Genomic DNA, 16123 nt, shown 5'->3' on the forward strand with positions numbered 1-16123 from the left:
GAGACGGGCCGTCAGACGACGGCGGCATCAATGGCGCATGTAGGCTTACCTCGGCAACAAAGGCGGCTGGCTGCCGCGCGGCCAGTATAAAACCGCGCGACCCCAGGGCGATGAACGCGGCCTGCTCAGCAGTTCACCCCGGTCAGCCGGGCGCTGATGAAATCGATGAAGACCCGCAGCTTGGGCAGCACATGGCGGCCGGAGGGCCACAGCAGGTAGAAGGTGCCGCAGGCATGGATGCGGTCGGCCATCACCCGCTGCAGGCGGCCGTCGGCCAGTGCCTCGCGCACCGAGTGCTCGGGGATGTAGGCGATGCCGCGCCCGGCCAGCGCGAAGGCCAGCCGCGCTTCGATCGTGTTGCTGACCATCGACACCGGCAGTGCGAGCGGCGCGGCGCCCGGCGTCTGCGGCAGTGGCCACGGTTCCAGCTTGCCGCTGCTGGGGAAGCGGTAGTGCAGGCAGTCGTGCTGCAGCAGGTCCTCGGGCACGCGAGGCGTACCGCGGCGGGCCAGATAGTCGGGTGAGGCGACCAGGTAACGCGGAAACACGCCGAGCTGCCGGGCGCTGAGGCGTGAGTCGGTCGGCTCGCTGACCCGCAGCACGGCGTCGAAGCCCTCTTCGATCACATCCACCAGCCGGTCATCGAAATCCAGCTCCAGGCGGATGCCGGGATAGGCGGCCATGAACTCGGTCAGCAGCGGCAGCGAGACGTCGCCGACCAGCGGCAGACTGACCCGCAGCACACCCGTCGGTGCTTCGGTCTGCTGGATCAGCTCATCGCGCGCGGCATCGCGCTCATCGAGGATGCGCCGGCAGCGGACCAGGAAGCGCTCACCCTCGGCGGTGAGGGTGACGCTGCGGGTGCTGCGATGGAACAGCCGCACGCCCAGCGCCTGCTCCAGCCGCGACACGGTCTTGCCGGCGGCCGAGGCGGAGATGCCGAGCATGCGTCCGGTCTCGACGAAGCTGCGGGTATCGGCGACCTGCACGAAGGTCTGCAGGTTGCCGAGGTTGTCCAAGGCTGACATGGGCGGTCGCAGGGGGGAAAGCGGGCACTGTAGCGGTCGGCAGGCCATGAGGGGCGGGAGGCGGAGGCATTGGCCAGAAACACTGCGGTGCGCTGGTACTTGGTTCCGGCCGAAGACCTTGCCGGGAGGGCAATTCCCCGATTGCGGCCTCGTCGGTCCGGAATGTACGGAGCGCTGACCCGCTGTTTCCCCGGCGGCTCAGCGCCTACGGTGGCGCTCCCCCCACTTGCGGCGCCTCCATGTCTTTCTTCCCTGACGTCAGCGGTTCCACTGTCGCGCTGGATGCGATACCCACCCGGGTGCATCCATGAGCGGTCACGCGGTCGATCCCACCGCCGTGCCGCTGCCCAACGCGGCCACTCGATTGCCCTTCGGCGGCCTGCTGGCGCTGGCCTGCGCGGGCTTCATCACCATCCTCACCGAAGCATTGCCGGCCGGCCTGCTGTCACCGATGAGCGCCGATCTCGGTGTCAGCCGCGCACTGGTCGGCCAGCTGGTCACGATCTACGCCTTGGGCTCGCTCGTGGCCGCACTGCCGATGACCGCTTTGACCCGACGCTGGCCACGCCGCCCGCTGCTGCTCACCGCGATCGCCGGCTTCGTGGTGGTCAACACCATCACCGCGATGACGCACCACTACGGCCTGATGCTGGTCGCACGTTTCTGCGCGGGCATCAGCGCGGGTCTGCTGTGGTCGCTGGTGGCGGGCTATGCCAGCCGCATGGTGGTGCCGCAGCTGCAGGGCCGCGCGATCGCCGTGGCGATGGTCGGCACGCCGCTGGCGCTGTCGCTGGGCATTCCGGCCGGTACGCTGTTGGGCCAGACCATCGGTTGGCGCTGGGCGTTCGGGTTGATGTCGCTGCTCAGCGTCGCCCTGCTGGTGTGGGCGCGGCTGGCGCTGCCGCCGTTGCCGGCCCCGGGTGCGGCGGCCCAGCAGCCGTTGGGCAACGTACTGCGTCTGCGCGGCATGCGCACCGCCTTGCTGACGATGTTTCTGTACGTGCTGGCGCACAACGTGCTCTACACCTACATCGAACCGTTTGCGGCGCTGTCCGGCGCGGCGGTGTGGCTGGATCGTCTGCTGCTGGTGTTCGGCGTGGCCGCGCTGGTCGGCATCTGGATCACCGGGCTGCTGGTCGACCGGTGGCTGCGCGCGCTGGTGATCGCCAGCACGGTGGCGTTTGCGTTGTCGGCCGTGGCGTTCGTGCTGTGGCCGGGCTCGCCGTGGGTGCTGGTGATCGGTACGGTGGTGTGGGGCATCTCCTTCGGTGGCGTTCCCACGCTGTTCCAGACCGCCGTGGCGCGCCGTGCCGACGAGGCCGGGGACATCGCGCAGTCCTTCGTGGTGACCGGCTGGAATCTGGCCATCGCGCTGGCAGGCATTCTCGGCGGCGTGATGCTGGAAACCGTCGGTGAGCGCTGGCTGCCAGCGGTCCTGCTGGTGCTGCTGCTGGCCACGTTGATGGTGGTGCTGCGCCAGCCGCGCGCCTGGGCGCCGATCACGCACTGAGCCCAGCCGCCGCACCCGGCAAGGTGGACCGTGATACCCGGCGCTATGCTGGGGCCGGGTATCGCGATGGGAGTGACGGATGCACAAGGGAGTCCTTCGGAGTGGCGTGCTGGCACTGCTGTGCCTGGCCGGTATCGCGCACGCGGCCGAGCCGGAGCGGCGCATCGCGCTGACCATCGACGACCTGCCCTGGCAGCGTCTGGACGAACGCGCCGAGCCCGCGCTTGCCGCCCGCCATGCGCAGTTGATCGCAGCCCTGAGGCGGGCCGACGTGCCGGTGGTGGGCTTCGTCAACGAGGTCAAACTCGAGGTGGATGGACGGGTGCAACCCGCGCGCGTGCAGATGCTGCGCGACTGGCGCGATGCCGGGTTCGAGCTGGGCAACCACACGTTCGGCCATGTCGATCTGCACGCGATCGGGCTGGCCGCCTACGAGCAGGACATCCTGCGCGGTGAGATGACGCTGCGCCCGTTGCTGGCCGAGACCGGGCAGACCCCGCGCTGGTTCCGGCATCCCTATCTGCGTGCCGGGCAGTCCCCGGAAGAACGTGCTGCGCTGGGCGTGTTCCTGCAGCAGCATGGCTACCAGATCGCCCCCGTCACCGTCGACAACAGCGAGTGGATCTGGGCGTTCGCCTACGACCGCGTGCGCGACACCCAGACCGATCCGGTCGCGCGTGAGGCCCGCCTGCGCCAGCTGCGCCGTGGCTATGTGCCCTACATGCTCAACAAGCTGGACTACTACGAGCAGCAGGGGCGGCAGTTGCTGGGCCGGTTGCCTGCACAGGTGTGGCTGATCCACGCCAACGCGCTCAGCGCGGACTGCGTGGAGGAGCTGGTGGCCGCCACGCGCCGCCGCGGCTACCGCTTCATCACGCTGGAGACGGCACTGCAGGATCCGGCCTACCAGCACGCCGACGGCTACAACGGCGCCGGCGGCATCAGCTGGATCCAGCGCTGGGCGATGGCCGAGAACAAACCGAAGGCGTTCTACGCGGGTGAACCGCCGGTGCCAGCGTGGGTGATGACGCTTGCCGGTCTGGAGGCGGAGTAACGCATCGGCTCAGGCCGGCGTATCGTTGTTCGGATTCTGCATGTCTTCCGGCGCCTGCCCGTACTGCTGCTTGCGCTGCTGGTGGAACGCCACGAACTCGTCCGGCGGCAGGGCCTTGGAGAACAGCCAGCCCTGCCCGAATTCCACTTGGCGCGCCTGCAGGTAGGCGAGCTGCGCAGGCGTTTCCACGCCTTCGGCCACAGTGAACAGCCCCAGCGTCTTGGCCATGTCGATGATGTGCGAGGTGACCGGGCTGGTGGCGCTGTCGGTCCCGATCGCATCGATGAACGACTTGTCGATCTTCAACGCATCCAGTGGCAGTTGCTGAAGGTACTGCAGGCTGGAATAGCCAACGCCGAAATCGTCGATTGCCACGCAATGACCGATGCGGCGCGCATTGGCCAGATGGGTACGCGCACGGCGGATGTCGATGAAACCGCGCTCGGTCGCCTCCAGCCAGATCTGCTGCGGATGGATGCCGGTGCCATGCAGCTTGGCGCTGAGCACCTTCAGTGCGCGGCCGCTGCTGACATCCTCGGCGGCCAGGTTGATCGCGATGTGCGCGCTGCGGTCCTGCACCAGCAACGCACGCATGTCGGTGATCACGTGGTCGATGACCTGATCGGTCAGCGCCTCGATCAGCCCCGCTTCTTCAGCCAGCGGAATGAACAGGTCCGGCCGCACCAGGCTGCCGTCGGGACGGCGCCAGCGCACCAGCGATTCGGCGCCCACGCAGATGCCTGTGTCCAGCTCGATGATCGGCTGGTAGTGCATGAAGAACTCACGCTTGCGGACGGCAGTGGCCAGCTCACCGCGCAGCGACAGCCGTCGCCGCGACAGCCACACCACGCCACCGATCGCCGCCAGCGCGCCGATCACCCCGAGCGGGATGAACTGGCCGATCTGGTGGCGGAACGCAGCTACGAGGTCGGTGCGCGGGGCGGTGGCGACGGCCAGCCACTCCTGGTCCTGCGCGGTGGCGTACAGCGTCTGCCCTTCAGTACCGCTCGCCGGCTCACGCAGCAGCCGCTGCAGCAAGGCCTGGTCCTGGATGTCCTGCTGGGCGATCAGCCGCCCGTCGGGACTGGCGACGGCCAGCCGCACGTTGGGATCGACGATCACATCGATCAACCGGGCCGGGTCCATCAGGATGTCGTAGTGGCCATAGCTGAGCGCCATCAATGGCTGCTGCGGGGTGCCGGCCAGCGGACGGATGTCCAGCGTGATGCCGGCGCCCTCGGCGGTGACATAGGCAGGCGCGGGCTGCACGATTCCGGCGTCCATCGGGCCCCACGAGGTGCAGGCCAGCCGTCCGTCCTCGAAGTAGCCGATCTGCTCGGCCGAGTGGGTGCGCATCACCAGCCCGCGCATCAGCTGCAGGTGCGCGGGCGAGCAGGGCGCCAGGGTGCTGCGGTTGAGCTCGCGCAGGGTGTTCAGCGCGCCCTCGTAGGCGCGGTGTGCGCGCTGCAGGGTGCGCTCGGCGGTGGTCTGCAGCCGCACCTGCTCGGACTCGCTGGCGCGGCTCCAGGTGAAATAGAACACGGTGGCGATCGGCACGAGGGCGCCGAGCAGGGCCAGCAGGATGGTGACGGCGATGATCCTGGCGCGGTTCAAGCAGGTCTCGATGCCTCGTCGAAAGGGGGTTCCATGGCAGCCCGGCGGGCCAGGGCGGTCGCGGCCCCGAGCCGCTATATGACCACCAGTGCGTGAGGATTGAAACAGCGCAGACGTGGAAGGGCCATGATGTGCAGGAGGCCACCCCGCCAAGGTGTTGATTCCGACAGTGACGGGCGAACCATGGCGTCAGCCGGCCCGGCGGCCCGGTATTCACCTTCGGTTCGCGGCCCCGGCCGGATGATCGCGCCGCACCCTTCCGTGCCCCGATCCGAGCCCGATGAATCCCACCCTGCCTGCCGCGTTGGCCCTGTTGTCGTTGCTGCTGCCCGGACTGGCGTCGGCGCGCACGGTCTACCGCTGCGTGCAGAGCAACACGGTCAGCCTGGCCACTGCACCGGAGCCAGGCTCCAAGTGCACCCCGCAGCAGATCGACGACAACGCCGTGCAGACCCCCAACCTGTGGGGCAACATGGGCATCTTCAGCGGCACCCTGTACGAGCGCGAGCAGGACGGTGCCCTCGTCTACTCGACGCGCAACCTGCCCGGCTCGCGGGTGTTCCTGAAATTCACCGTTGCCACCCCACCGGGTGAGCCGGCGCACGAAGGCCTCGGCAAGGTCGGCACGCCGCAGTTGAACCGGCACGCCAAGCAGTTCAAGGCGGCGGCCAAGGCGACCGGTGTGGACGATGCCTGGCTGCGCGCGATCGCCCATGCCGAGAGCAATTTCGATGCCGGTGCGATCTCGCCCAAAGGCGCGCAGGGCGTGATGCAGCTGATGCCCGATACCGCCACCGAGTACGGCGTGGCCGATCCGCTATCGGCCGAGCAGTCGATCAGCGGCGGCGCGCGTTACATGAAGGCGCTGCTGCGTCGCTACAAGGGCGACCGTGTGCTGGCCGCCGCGGCCTACAACGCCGGCATCGGTGCGGTGACGCGCTACAAGGGCGTGCCGCCCTATGCCGAGACGCTGGCCTACGTGGAGAAGGTCAGCGCGTTGTACGTGCGCTATCGCGAGGCGATGGGGTTCAAGGTGGAGACGCCGGCGAAGTAGGGCTGCGTTTCAGCGTGAGCATCCTGCGCCGAGCAACGCGTGCTGCTCGCTGCGGCCGACGGCGTTCAGAGCGGTCTGCACGTCCGCGCGTTCGACCCACAGGGTTTGCAGATGCGCACGCAGCCCTTATCGTCGTGCCCTTCGAACGACAAGGATGGCAATGGGACGCAACGCTTGGGCAGGGATGATCGCCGCACCCACCGCTGCGTTGCTGGCATGGACGTTCCTGCGCGTGCCATCGCCGCCCCTGCCGCCGCCCGGACCGATACCCACCGTGCTGGGCTGGTCACCGCGCATCGACAGCGTCGCCGGCGACGGCGTGGGCGGCAGCACGGAAGGCCCCGCCGCCCAGGCGCGCTTTGCCGATCCGTACGGCTTGGCCGTGGACGCGCACGGCGTGGTCTATATCGCCGATGCCGGCGACAACAACCGCATCCGCCGCCTGCACCCCGATGGTCGCGTGGACACGCTGGCCGGGCAGGGCGAGGGTTGGCGCGATGGCGCTGCCTTGCAGGCGCAGTTCAACACGCCTTCCGGGATCGCGCTGGATGCCAGCGGCAACGTCTTCGTCGCCGATACCGGCAACCACGTGATCCGCCGCATCGCGGTGGACGGCACCGTGAGCACACTGGCCGGTGATGGCCAGCGGGGCTTCATCGATGGGCCAGCCGCGCAGGCGCGCTTCGATGGCCCGATGGGCGTGGCGGTGGACGCGGGCGGCCGCGTATACGTGGCCGATACCTACAACGACCGCATCCGCGTCATCGAGCCCGATGGGCGGGTGCATACCGTAGCGGGCGGCGAACGCCCGGGCATGATCGATGGCTTGGGGGCGGCCACCCGCCTGGATACGCCGGTCGCGCTGGCACTGGATCCGCAGGGAAATCTGCTGATCGCCGACCTGTTCAACAACGCGATCCGCCAGCTTGCGCCAGATGGCACGCTGAGCACCCGCGTCGCCGATGGCGGCCTGCTCAGTGGTCCGCTGTCGTTGGCGGTGACCCTCGATGGGGTGATCTACGCCAGCGACATCAACGGCAAAGTGGTGCAGATCTCGGCGCAGGGTCATCAGCTGGCCTTGGCCGGCGTACCGCCGCAGCCGCGCTTCGCCCGGCCCACCGCGCTCGCGCTGGATGCCGAGGGTGGGCTGTACCTGGCCGATGCCGCGTCCTACCGTGTGCACCGGCTGCGCGCGCTGGCAGTGGGCGACACTGCGCCGCCGGCACTGATCGGCCCGGCGCCGGACGCACCGTTGCCCAACACCGCTGGCCGCTGGCCGTTGGCCCCGCAGGATGGCTGGCATGAGGTGGTCGGCACGTTGGGCGAGGTGCGCGGCGACTTCAAGGGCGAGAGCCGTCATCACCTGCATGGCGGCTTCGATATCCGCGGTGATGTCGGCCAGCCGGTGCTGGCGATTGCCGACGGCAAGGTCGATACGCCGTTCGCGGCTTGGTCGGTGGGTGGCCAGGCCGAAGGTCTGTCGCTGGGGCGGCTCAAGTACATCCACATGAAGGTCGGCCGTGATCCGCGTGACCAGCCGTTCGATGCGCGCTGGCAACAGGTGTTCGATGAGGAGGGCAAGCTCGAGCGCATCCGCGTGCGTCGTGGCACGCGCTTCGCTGCGGGCGAGTCGCTGGGCAGCATCAACCGCATGGCGCATGTACACCTGAGCGTGGGCGCCAGCGGCTTCGAACGCAACGCGGTGGCGCTGGGCTTCACCGGGTATGCCGATGCCTTTGCGCCGCGCATCACCGAGGTGGCGGTTCTGGACGACCGGGACCAGCCGATCAGGGCCGGGGCCGACGGCCGCGTGGCGATTCCCCGCCAGGGCCCGGGCGTGCAGATCGTGGTGGAGGCATGGGACCAGGTCGACCGCAATCTGCCGCGGCGGCGGCTGGGGCTGTACCAGGTGGGTTATCAGGTCCTGGATGCGCAGGGCCAGCCGCTGACGGGGTACGAGCAGCCGCGCTTCAACATCGTGTTCAACCGGATGCCGCGCGAGGACAGCGCCACCCGCGTGGCCTACGCACCGGACAGCGGCATCACCGTGCATGGCAGTGCGGTCACGCGGTTCCGCTATCTGGTCACCAACATCGTGCGCGATGGGCTGGTCGAAACCGGGCGCTGGCAGCCCGATGCGTTGCCAGCCGGCGACTACATCCTGCGTGGCAGTGCGCGCGACTACAGCGGCAACGAAGCGATCGGCCCGCGCGATCTGAAGGTCACGCTGCTGCCCTGAGCGGGATCAGGCGCCGACGCGCACACGCTCGGCGTCCATGTCGGCCAGCGGCCGCACCTCGATGCTGCCGAAACGCGACCACGGGAACTGCTGGGCGATACGCATCGCCTCGGCGTGGTCCGGCGCGTTGATCAGATTGAAGCCGGCCAGCAGCTCGTGGGTCTCGGCAAACGGGCCATCGGTGATCCGGGTCTGTCCCTGACGCACGCGCACCGTGCGTGCGCTGTCCACGGGTTCGAGTTTCTGCGCCAGCACGAGGGTGCCCTCGGCCTGCAGCCTGTCCGCGTGCTGCAGGCAGTCGTGCATCAGGCGGTCGTACTCGTCGCTTGGCAGGGCCTGCAGCAGACCCTCGTCGATATAGATCAGCAGAAGAAATTGCATGGGCGGACCAGGAGGGGCTGGGAAGCCGCATCATGCCCCAGCTCCCGCAGGCAGGGTGTTGCAGCGCCGCAGGAACGGCCTGTTCAGCCACGGCGAAAATAATCTTTCCGGGGGTGTCGATTTCCGTCCCGTTGGCACGTTGTATCCAGTGAACGGCCCGGGTGACGGGCTGGCACACAGGAGTACCCCGTGAAAGTCATGGTTCTGGTCAAGGCAACCGCGGCCACCGAGGCCGGTCAACTGCCCACCGAGCAGGAGATCCGCGCCATGGGCGCCTACAACGAGCAGCTGGTCCAGGCCGGAATCATGCTGGCCGGCGAGGGCCTGCACCCGACCTCGCGTGCCCGCCGGGTGGCCTTCGGCAGCGAGCCGCCCCGTGTGATCGACGGGCCGTTCGCCGAAACCCGCGAGCTGGTCTGCGGGTTCTGGCTCTGGCAGGTCCGTTCGCTGGACGAGGCCACCGAATGGCTCAAACGCGCGCCGTTCGCCGCCGGCGATGTGGTGGAACTGCGCCCGATTCTCAGTGCCGAGGATTTCGGCGCGGCCTTCACCCCGGAGTTGCAAGCGCAGGAACAGCGTCTGCGCGACCAGATCGGCATCGACGATTGACCCATCCCACATCCCTGGAGCATTCCCATGAAACTGATTCCGTTCCTTGGCTTCAACGGCAAGACCCATGAGGCGATGGCCTTTTATGCGCAGGTGCTGGGCGGCAAGGTCACCGCGGAAACGAAGTACCGCGACATGCCACCGATGGAAAGCCAGGAAGGCTGTGGCGAGATGCCGCCGGAGACCCTGGACCACGTCGCGCACAGCCAGCTGGAGGTGGGGGCGGCGATCCTGATGGCCGCCGACGGTCCCTCATCGGACGGGCAGGGCAGCACCACGATCAACATCGAGGTCGACTCGATCGAGGAAGCCGAGCGCGTCTTCAGCGCGCTGGCCGACGGCGGTGAGATCAAGATGCCGATCACCGAAACCTTCTGGGCCCATCGCTGGGGCTTTCTGATCGACCGCTATGGCAAGCCGTGGATGGTCAACTGCATGAAGCAGTTCTGAGCCCGGACGGGCGCGATGGCACCCCGCCGGGCCGCTTGTACCTGCGTCGCGCCGGTGGTCTGATCGGCCGCATGGACACGGCACTGACGCAACGACTGGAGACGATCTGGCGCATGGAGTCGCCAGTGCTGACCGCCCGCCTGACCCGCCTGCTCGGCGGCGATGTCGGCCGTGCCGAAGAGCTGGTCCAGGACACCTGGCTGGCCGCGCTGGAGCGCTGGCCCAGCCAGGGTGTGCCGGACAATCCCGGAGCGTGGCTGATGACCACTGCGCGCAACCGCGCCATCGATGTGCTGCGCCAGCACCAGCGCGTCGCCGGCCAGCATGCACAGTACGGCAGCGAGCTGGAGCCGCTGCCATTGCCGCCGCCGGATGACAGCGACGCGCTGGAAGACGATATCGGCGATGACCTGCTGCGGTTGATGTTCGTCGCCTGCCATCCGGTGCTGGCTGCCGATGCGCGCGTGGCATTGACGCTGCGGCTGCTCGGAGGGCTCACCACCGATGAGATCGCGCGCGCCTTCCTCGCGCCGGAGCCGACCATCGCCCAGCGCATCGTGCGTGCCAAGCGCATGCTGGCGCAGAAGCAGGTGCCGTTCGACGTGCCACGCCACGCTGCATTGCCGGAGCGCCTGGCCTCGGTGCTGGAGGTGGTCTACCTGATTTTCAACGAGGGCTATGCGGCCAGTGCCGGCGATGACTGGATGCGCCCGGCCTTGTGCGACGAAGCGCTGCGGCTGGGGCGCGTGCTGGCCAGCCGGCTGCCGACCTGGCCGCAGGTGCAGGGCCTGCTCGCGTTGATGGAGCTGCAGGCATCTCGCACCGCCGCGCGGACGGATGCGACCGGCACACCGATCCTGCTGCCCGACCAGGACCGCACGTGCTGGGACTGGCTGCAGATCGCCCGTGGGCAGTCGGCGCTGCAGCAGGCGGTGGCGCTGGGAGGAGGCGACGATCCGTATGTATTGCAGGCGGCCATCGCGGAGTGCCACGCGCGGGCGCGCGTTCCTGAAGACACCGACTGGGCACGGATGACCGCGCTTTACGCACGGCTGGCGCAGGTGCAGCCCTCGCCGGTGGTGGACCTCAATCATGCGGTTGCCGTGTCGCGGGCGGAAGGGGCGGCGGCGGCCTGGCCGCTGGTTGAGAGGCTCAGCGCTGATCCGCGCCTGCGCGACTATGCCCCGCTGGCCGCAGTGCAGGGCGACCTGCTGGCCCAGCTGGGCCGTGCGGCCGACGCACGGGCGGCGTTCGAGCGGGCAGCAGCGCTGACCGCCAACGGCCGCGAACGCGCGCTGTTGCAGGCCCGCGCGGAGGCTCTGGCACAAGGCTGACGCAATCTCATCTTGTCGGTCTGCATGGTTGCGGCTATCGTTGCGCCCTTCACAAGCATGACTGGGGCTGACCCCCGGTCAGCAACCACAGGGACAAAGGCTGATGCCGTCAGGGAAGAAACCGCTACGCGCGATGCGCGCGTGGATGCTGCTGTGCGTGTTCCTCATCACCCCGTTCGCGCATGCGGCCGACAAGGCGCAGCAGGCGTACTGGGCTGGCTTCGCCTATACCGGCGAGCAGGCTGCCCGCAGCAAGGTGGCGCCGCATAGCACCCGGGTCATCGACCAACGCGGCGCCGAGGCATTGAACCAGCAGCTCGCCGGTGCCCTGCGCCGCCAGCCGCCCGCCCACCTGCAGCTGATCAGCGACCAGCTTGCCAAGCTGGATGGCACCACCAGCGCCACCGTGCTCGCCGCGGCGCTGGACCGTGAACTGGTCTCGGTCGAACCGATCGGCGACCAGTACAAGGTGCTGGTGGAGGTGGCACTGCAGGCGCTGTTCTTCGATTTCCGCGAGCGCCAGGTCATCGCCTCCTACCCGATGACGCTGCAGCGTATCGACCTGCAGGACGACCGCCCGTCCGAAGGGGATCTCGACGCGATCATCGCCGATCTGCTCTATGGCACTGCCGCCACCGCACTGCCGCAGGTGCTCGCACAGACCCTGGCCAACGCGCAGCTTCCCAACGCCTCGATGCGGCGGCTGCAGGTGGGTGGGGTGACCTTGTCCGATGCAGCCCGGGCCAAGCTGCCCGACCCTGCGATGGAAGGCACGCTGCGCGCCACGCTGGCCCATGAGCTGTCCAAGACGCTGTCATCCAATACCGGCATCGGCCTGTTGCCACCGGCCACCGGGGAAGCGATCGGCGGTGCGATGGCCGCGCGCTTTGCCGACGGAAAGGTGTATCAGCTCAAGATTCCCGAGCCCGATTACGTGGTCACGCTGACGCTCGATGCGATGAAGAGCGGCGTCGTCAATGAAACCGCCGCCATGAAGACGATGCTGTTCGGCGCGTTCTTCCAGGTAAAGGTGACCGAGCCGTTCTCCGGCAAGGTGTATTTCGACCAGCCCCTGCGCAAGGGTGCCACCAAGGTGGTGCCGGTCACGCAGTGGCGGGTGGACCAGTGGTCGGCCAACTACGAAACCGTGTTGGCCGGCTTTGATGCGTTCGCTGGCGCTGCTGCCAAACGGGCGGATTCGCGCGCCTGGCTGGATGAGCAGAAGCCGGGCGGACGCCCCCTGCAACAACAGATCCAGGCCCTCCAGGAGTTGATCAAGTCATGTCGTTGATTCGTGCTGTACTGCTGATTCTCATTGCACTGATGGTCACCGCGCCGGTCGCGGCGCAGACCGCCAGTTCCCGCGGCATGGGCTCGGCCAGCTATGGTCTGCGCCTGAGCGCCGATACCCGTGCCCAGGCCCTGAACAAGGCCAAGGTCAACGCGCTGGAGGCCTACATCGCCGAATCCGGCGCGGCCAAGCTGCGCCTGTTCGAGTCCCGCCGCCCGGAGTTCATCGGCGAGATCGACCGCTTCGTGCTCTCCACCGTGACCCTGTCGGAGAACGAAGACAAGAAAGCCAAAACGTACACGATCAGCGTTCGCGCCGAGATCAATACCACGCTGCTGCAGACCAAGCTGGATGCCGGCTCTGCCGTAGCCGGCGCACGCAGCAATGAGCGCTCGCTGCTGACCTTCCTGTTCATGGCGCGCTCGCAGGACACCGTGCAGTCGTTCCAGGACAAGGAATACCGCCGCGTGGACGCCAGCCGCAGCTACGACGAGAACACCCGCGAGGGCGACTCGTTCCGCGGCAACTCGGTCAGCACCAATGGCAGCGTGAACCAGAACGCCTCGGTGTCGGTGACCAGCGGTGGCAGCACCACCGCGCGCAGCGACACCATCAGCTGGAAGGTGGCCAACGCCGCCGAGGTCAACACCGCGATGACCGGTGCCTTCAGCAGCGCCGGCTATGAAGTGGTTGAAGCCGAGTACGTGGAAGGCGAAAGCCGCGGCCTGCTCAGCATCGAACGCATCCGCAAGGACTTCAGCACTGGCAATGATCTGTCCGCTGCGACCCTGCGCGATACCGCCAACGGGATCCGCGCTGCGAACATTCCGTACATCGCTGTGGGCACGCTCGACATCGGCATGCGCGATCGCGATCCGGCCTCGGGCAATACCCGCGTGTACGTCACGGTGACCGGCAAAGTGCTGGACGTGACCGGCCGCTTCCCGCGCACCGTCTCTTCGGTCGGCCCGGTGCAGTACGCCGGCCTGGGCCCGAACGAAACCGTCGCCCGTACCAATGCGCTGCGCGAAGCCGCCGAACAGGCCGCGCAGCAGATGATCAACGAGCTGAACGTCAAAGCCGTTCGCTGAAGCCCTTCGGCGCATTACGGTGCGCCGCCACACAGACACTCTTCTCCTCCTCAGGACTATTCCCATGATCCGTAACACCGTCATCGCACTGGCCATCGCCGCTTCCTTCGCCGCCCCGGCGCACGCCCAGCTGGGCAAGCTGAAGGGCCTGGTCGGCGGCGCGACCGCTACCGAAGCCAGCGCCGCCGGCGCGCCGGATGAAGCCGCGCAGGACGCCCTGGTCCGTCGTTTCGTCGCCTCGCAGTCGCATTCGCTGGCTGCCCAGACCTCCTTCGCCAAGGCCTTTGGCCTGGCCGAACAGGTGCAGCTGCTGGAAGCCGAGCGCCAGGCGCTGTCCTCCGGTGCAGTGGACGTGAGCAAGATGAAGAAGTCGGTCTCGGTCAGCGAAGCCGCCCAGGCGGCCATCGATGAGCGCGTTGCCGCACAGCCCGAACTCAGTGCCGAATCCAAGCAGTACTACACCGACGGCCTGGTCTCGCTGCTCGCCTCCGCTGCCGAAGGCCAGAAGCTGAGTGGCGAAGCCAACAACTTCGCCAGCGGCATGAAGAACCTGGGTCCCGCGCAGCTGGCCACCGTCGGCCGCAAGCTGGTCGCCGGTGCCTGGGTCGCCAAGGAATCGCCGGGCTACCTGAAGGGCCTGTACGACACCTCCAAGTCGGCGCTGACGTTCGCCCGCGCCAGCAAGATCAAGGTGCCGGGCAATGCCGATTCGATGCTTGACGGCCTGAACTGATCCCGGACGGCCACGCATGCAGATCTCTACCCGACTGCTGAGCCTGGCCATCGCCGCTACCCTGCTTGCCGCGTGCGGCAAGCAGGAAGCGCCGGTGGACGAGGTTGCCAGCAAGACTGAATCCAAGGTGCTGCCGTCTGCGGATGCCGACGCTGAACCGCTGCGCGGTACGCCCGATTTCGGCGGCACCACCCAGGTAGCGCGGGAAGCCGATGGTATCGGCAGCACGCCGGAACTGGCGGTGCTGGCCGCGCTGCAGTCGGCCGTGGCGCAGGTCAATGGCGTCCGTGTCGCCAGCCAGATGCAGACGCTCCGTGCGGGTCTGGATGTCGATGTCGACGGTCACCACGCCGGCAGCCTCCAGGCCAATGCCTTCGCCCAGCAGGCGATCGCGGCGTCGCAGGGGGCCGTGCTGGGCTACGAGATCCTCTCGCAGGAGGAGATCCGCCAACTTGATGAAGAAGTGATTGAACGCGTGCGGGCCAGCGATGCCGGCTTCACGTACGCCGCCTCGGCGTCGGCCAGTGGCTCGGCACAGGCGCAGGCCGACGCGCGTGGACAGGGCGGTTCGGCTTCCGCCAGCGTCAAGGAAAGCTACAGGGAAAGCGCGAAGGTCGATGCCAAGCGTGGGGCGAGTTCGTACGAGTCCGACGTCAGCCATCGCACCATGCGCAGCTACTGGAAGGTCCGCATCCGTGCCGACATCGCCAAGTACCGCGCGCCGGACGAGCAGGGGCGGCCGAAGATCGTCGTAGCCCTGCCGCACGTGCGGTCGGGTACCTATGCCGTCGGCGATGGCCGGGTAAGCAGCGGAGAGGTGGCGCGTGCCATCCGCGCCCGCCTGTCCGACACGCTGACCCAGACCAAACGTTTCATCGTGCTCGACCGTGAGTTCGGCGATGAAATGCAGGCCGAGATCGATCACATCAACAGCGGCAACGTGCGCCTGCAGGACACCGCACGCCTTGGCCAGCAGCTGGCGACAGATCTGATCCTGATCCCGAGCATCGAGCGTTTCGAGTACCCGCGCAGCGTGCGTCAGCTGCGCATGTCCGACCGCCAGGTGAGTTCGTACTCCGGCGGTGGCCGCATCACCCTGCGGTTGATCAACGCGGCCACCGGTGAAGTAGTGATGTCCGACAGCTTCGATCACCAGCTGGCGTCGACCGGCCCGAGCACGCTGCCGCGCGTGGTGGACGGCAAGGGCATGGCGGCCACCATGATGGATTCGCTGTCCGGCCAGATCGGGACCGCGATCATCACCGAGATTTTCCCGGTCTCGGTCGTATCGTTGAGCGGTGACCAGGTGGTGCTGAGCCAGGGCGGTGACGCGCTGCAGGTCGGCCAGCGCTGGCAGGCGGTGGTGCTGGGCGAGGCCCTGAAGGACCCGCAGACCGGCCGCTCGCTGGGGCGCAATGAGACCCCGTGCTGCACGATCCGCATCGATCGCGTGGCGGCGCAGACCTCCTACGGGACGCTCGAAGAAGGTGCGGATCTTGGTGCCGCAGGGTTCCGCCCCGGGGCGATTGAACTGCGCACCCAATTGGGTGCGGTGAAGCCAGCCACGACCGCTGCGGCGGCATCGGGCAGCGGCAAGGCCCCGGTCCGTGCCGCCAAGCCTGCGGCGGCGGCCAAGCCGGCGGCGCCGGCAGACGATCCGAACTGGTGACACGACGGCGCCGGGCTCTGTCCCGGCGCCTGTCCCGGCGCGGCTTCGCCTACACTCTGGGTCCAG

At 68.1% G+C, this 16123-nt stretch carries 14 protein-coding genes; 11 read left to right on the plus strand and 3 right to left on the minus strand.

What is annotated here, in order from left to right:
- Window positions 1-125 precede the first annotated feature (125 nt).
- On the minus strand, window positions 126-1028 hold the full coding sequence (locus tag AC13F7_RS15410) for a LysR family transcriptional regulator (protein ID WP_483001904.1): 903 nt from the start codon (window positions 1026-1028) through the stop codon (window positions 126-128).
- A 307-nt stretch (window positions 1029-1335) separates the two neighbouring features.
- Between AC13F7_RS15410 and AC13F7_RS15415 the strand changes: the two genes are divergently transcribed.
- On the plus strand, window positions 1336-2538 hold the full coding sequence (locus AC13F7_RS15415) for an MFS transporter (RefSeq protein WP_483001906.1): 1203 nt from the start codon (window positions 1336-1338) through the stop codon (window positions 2536-2538).
- A 79-nt stretch (window positions 2539-2617) separates the two neighbouring features.
- Window positions 2618-3592 (plus strand): polysaccharide deacetylase family protein, encoded by a 975-nt coding sequence (locus AC13F7_RS15420; protein ID WP_483001908.1) that lies wholly within the window; start codon window positions 2618-2620, stop codon window positions 3590-3592.
- A gap of 9 nt (window positions 3593-3601) precedes the next feature.
- On the opposite strand, the gene AC13F7_RS15425 is transcribed toward AC13F7_RS15420, so the two are convergent.
- Window positions 3602-5206 (minus strand): EAL domain-containing protein, encoded by a 1605-nt coding sequence (locus AC13F7_RS15425; RefSeq protein ID WP_483001910.1) that lies wholly within the window; start codon window positions 5204-5206, stop codon window positions 3602-3604.
- Between the two features lie 280 nt (window positions 5207-5486).
- Here AC13F7_RS15425 and AC13F7_RS15430 point away from each other — a divergent pair, with 280 nt between their 5' ends.
- Both AC13F7_RS15430 and AC13F7_RS15435 read left to right on the plus strand, forming a co-directional pair.
- A complete protein-coding gene (locus tag AC13F7_RS15430; protein ID WP_483001912.1) occupies window positions 5487-6260 on the plus strand; it encodes a lytic transglycosylase domain-containing protein in 774 nt (257 codons plus the stop codon).
- Window positions 6261-6420: 160 nt separating this feature from the next.
- A complete protein-coding gene (locus AC13F7_RS15435) occupies window positions 6421-8499 on the plus strand; it encodes an SMP-30/gluconolactonase/LRE family protein (RefSeq protein WP_483001914.1) in 2079 nt (692 codons plus the stop codon).
- A 6-nt stretch (window positions 8500-8505) separates the two neighbouring features.
- Here the strand turns inward: AC13F7_RS15435 and AC13F7_RS15440 are convergent, their stop codons facing one another.
- Window positions 8506-8880: a YciI family protein gene (locus AC13F7_RS15440; protein WP_346472880.1), complete on the minus strand. Its 375-nt coding sequence runs from the start codon at window positions 8878-8880 to the stop codon at window positions 8506-8508.
- A gap of 189 nt (window positions 8881-9069) precedes the next feature.
- Between AC13F7_RS15440 and AC13F7_RS15445 the strand changes: the two genes are divergently transcribed.
- The 7 genes from AC13F7_RS15445 (at window position 9070) to AC13F7_RS15475 (ending at window position 16057) form a co-directional block, all read left to right on the plus strand.
- Window positions 9070-9489 carry a YciI family protein gene (locus AC13F7_RS15445; protein WP_483001916.1) on the plus strand — a complete coding sequence of 140 codons (420 nt, stop codon included), beginning with the start codon at window positions 9070-9072 and terminating at the stop codon, window positions 9487-9489.
- A gap of 27 nt (window positions 9490-9516) precedes the next feature.
- Window positions 9517-9939: a VOC family protein gene (locus AC13F7_RS15450; protein WP_483001918.1), complete on the plus strand. Its 423-nt coding sequence runs from the start codon at window positions 9517-9519 to the stop codon at window positions 9937-9939.
- A gap of 71 nt (window positions 9940-10010) precedes the next feature.
- Complete coding sequence (locus tag AC13F7_RS15455) at window positions 10011-11273, plus strand: RNA polymerase sigma factor (RefSeq protein WP_483001920.1); 1263 nt, start codon at window positions 10011-10013, stop codon at window positions 11271-11273.
- Between the two features lie 133 nt (window positions 11274-11406).
- Entirely contained in the window at window positions 11407-12564 is a 1158-nt protein-coding gene (locus AC13F7_RS15460; protein WP_483002321.1) for a hypothetical protein, read from the plus strand.
- The gene (locus AC13F7_RS15465; protein ID WP_123731311.1) at window positions 12555-13655 is read left to right on the plus strand and encodes a hypothetical protein; all 1101 of its coding nucleotides are present in this window, start codon (window positions 12555-12557) and stop codon (window positions 13653-13655) included. Before AC13F7_RS15460 ends, AC13F7_RS15465 begins: the two co-directional genes overlap by 10 nt.
- Before the next feature lie 64 nt (window positions 13656-13719).
- Entirely contained in the window at window positions 13720-14388 is a 669-nt protein-coding gene (locus AC13F7_RS15470; RefSeq protein ID WP_481469995.1) for a hypothetical protein, read from the plus strand.
- Window positions 14389-14404: 16 nt separating this feature from the next.
- The gene (locus AC13F7_RS15475) at window positions 14405-16057 is read left to right on the plus strand and encodes a CsgG/HfaB family protein (RefSeq protein WP_483001922.1); all 1653 of its coding nucleotides are present in this window, start codon (window positions 14405-14407) and stop codon (window positions 16055-16057) included.
- Window positions 16058-16123: the final 66 nt, after the last annotated feature.

This window comes from Stenotrophomonas sp. K-6 (genome assembly GCF_056861555.1).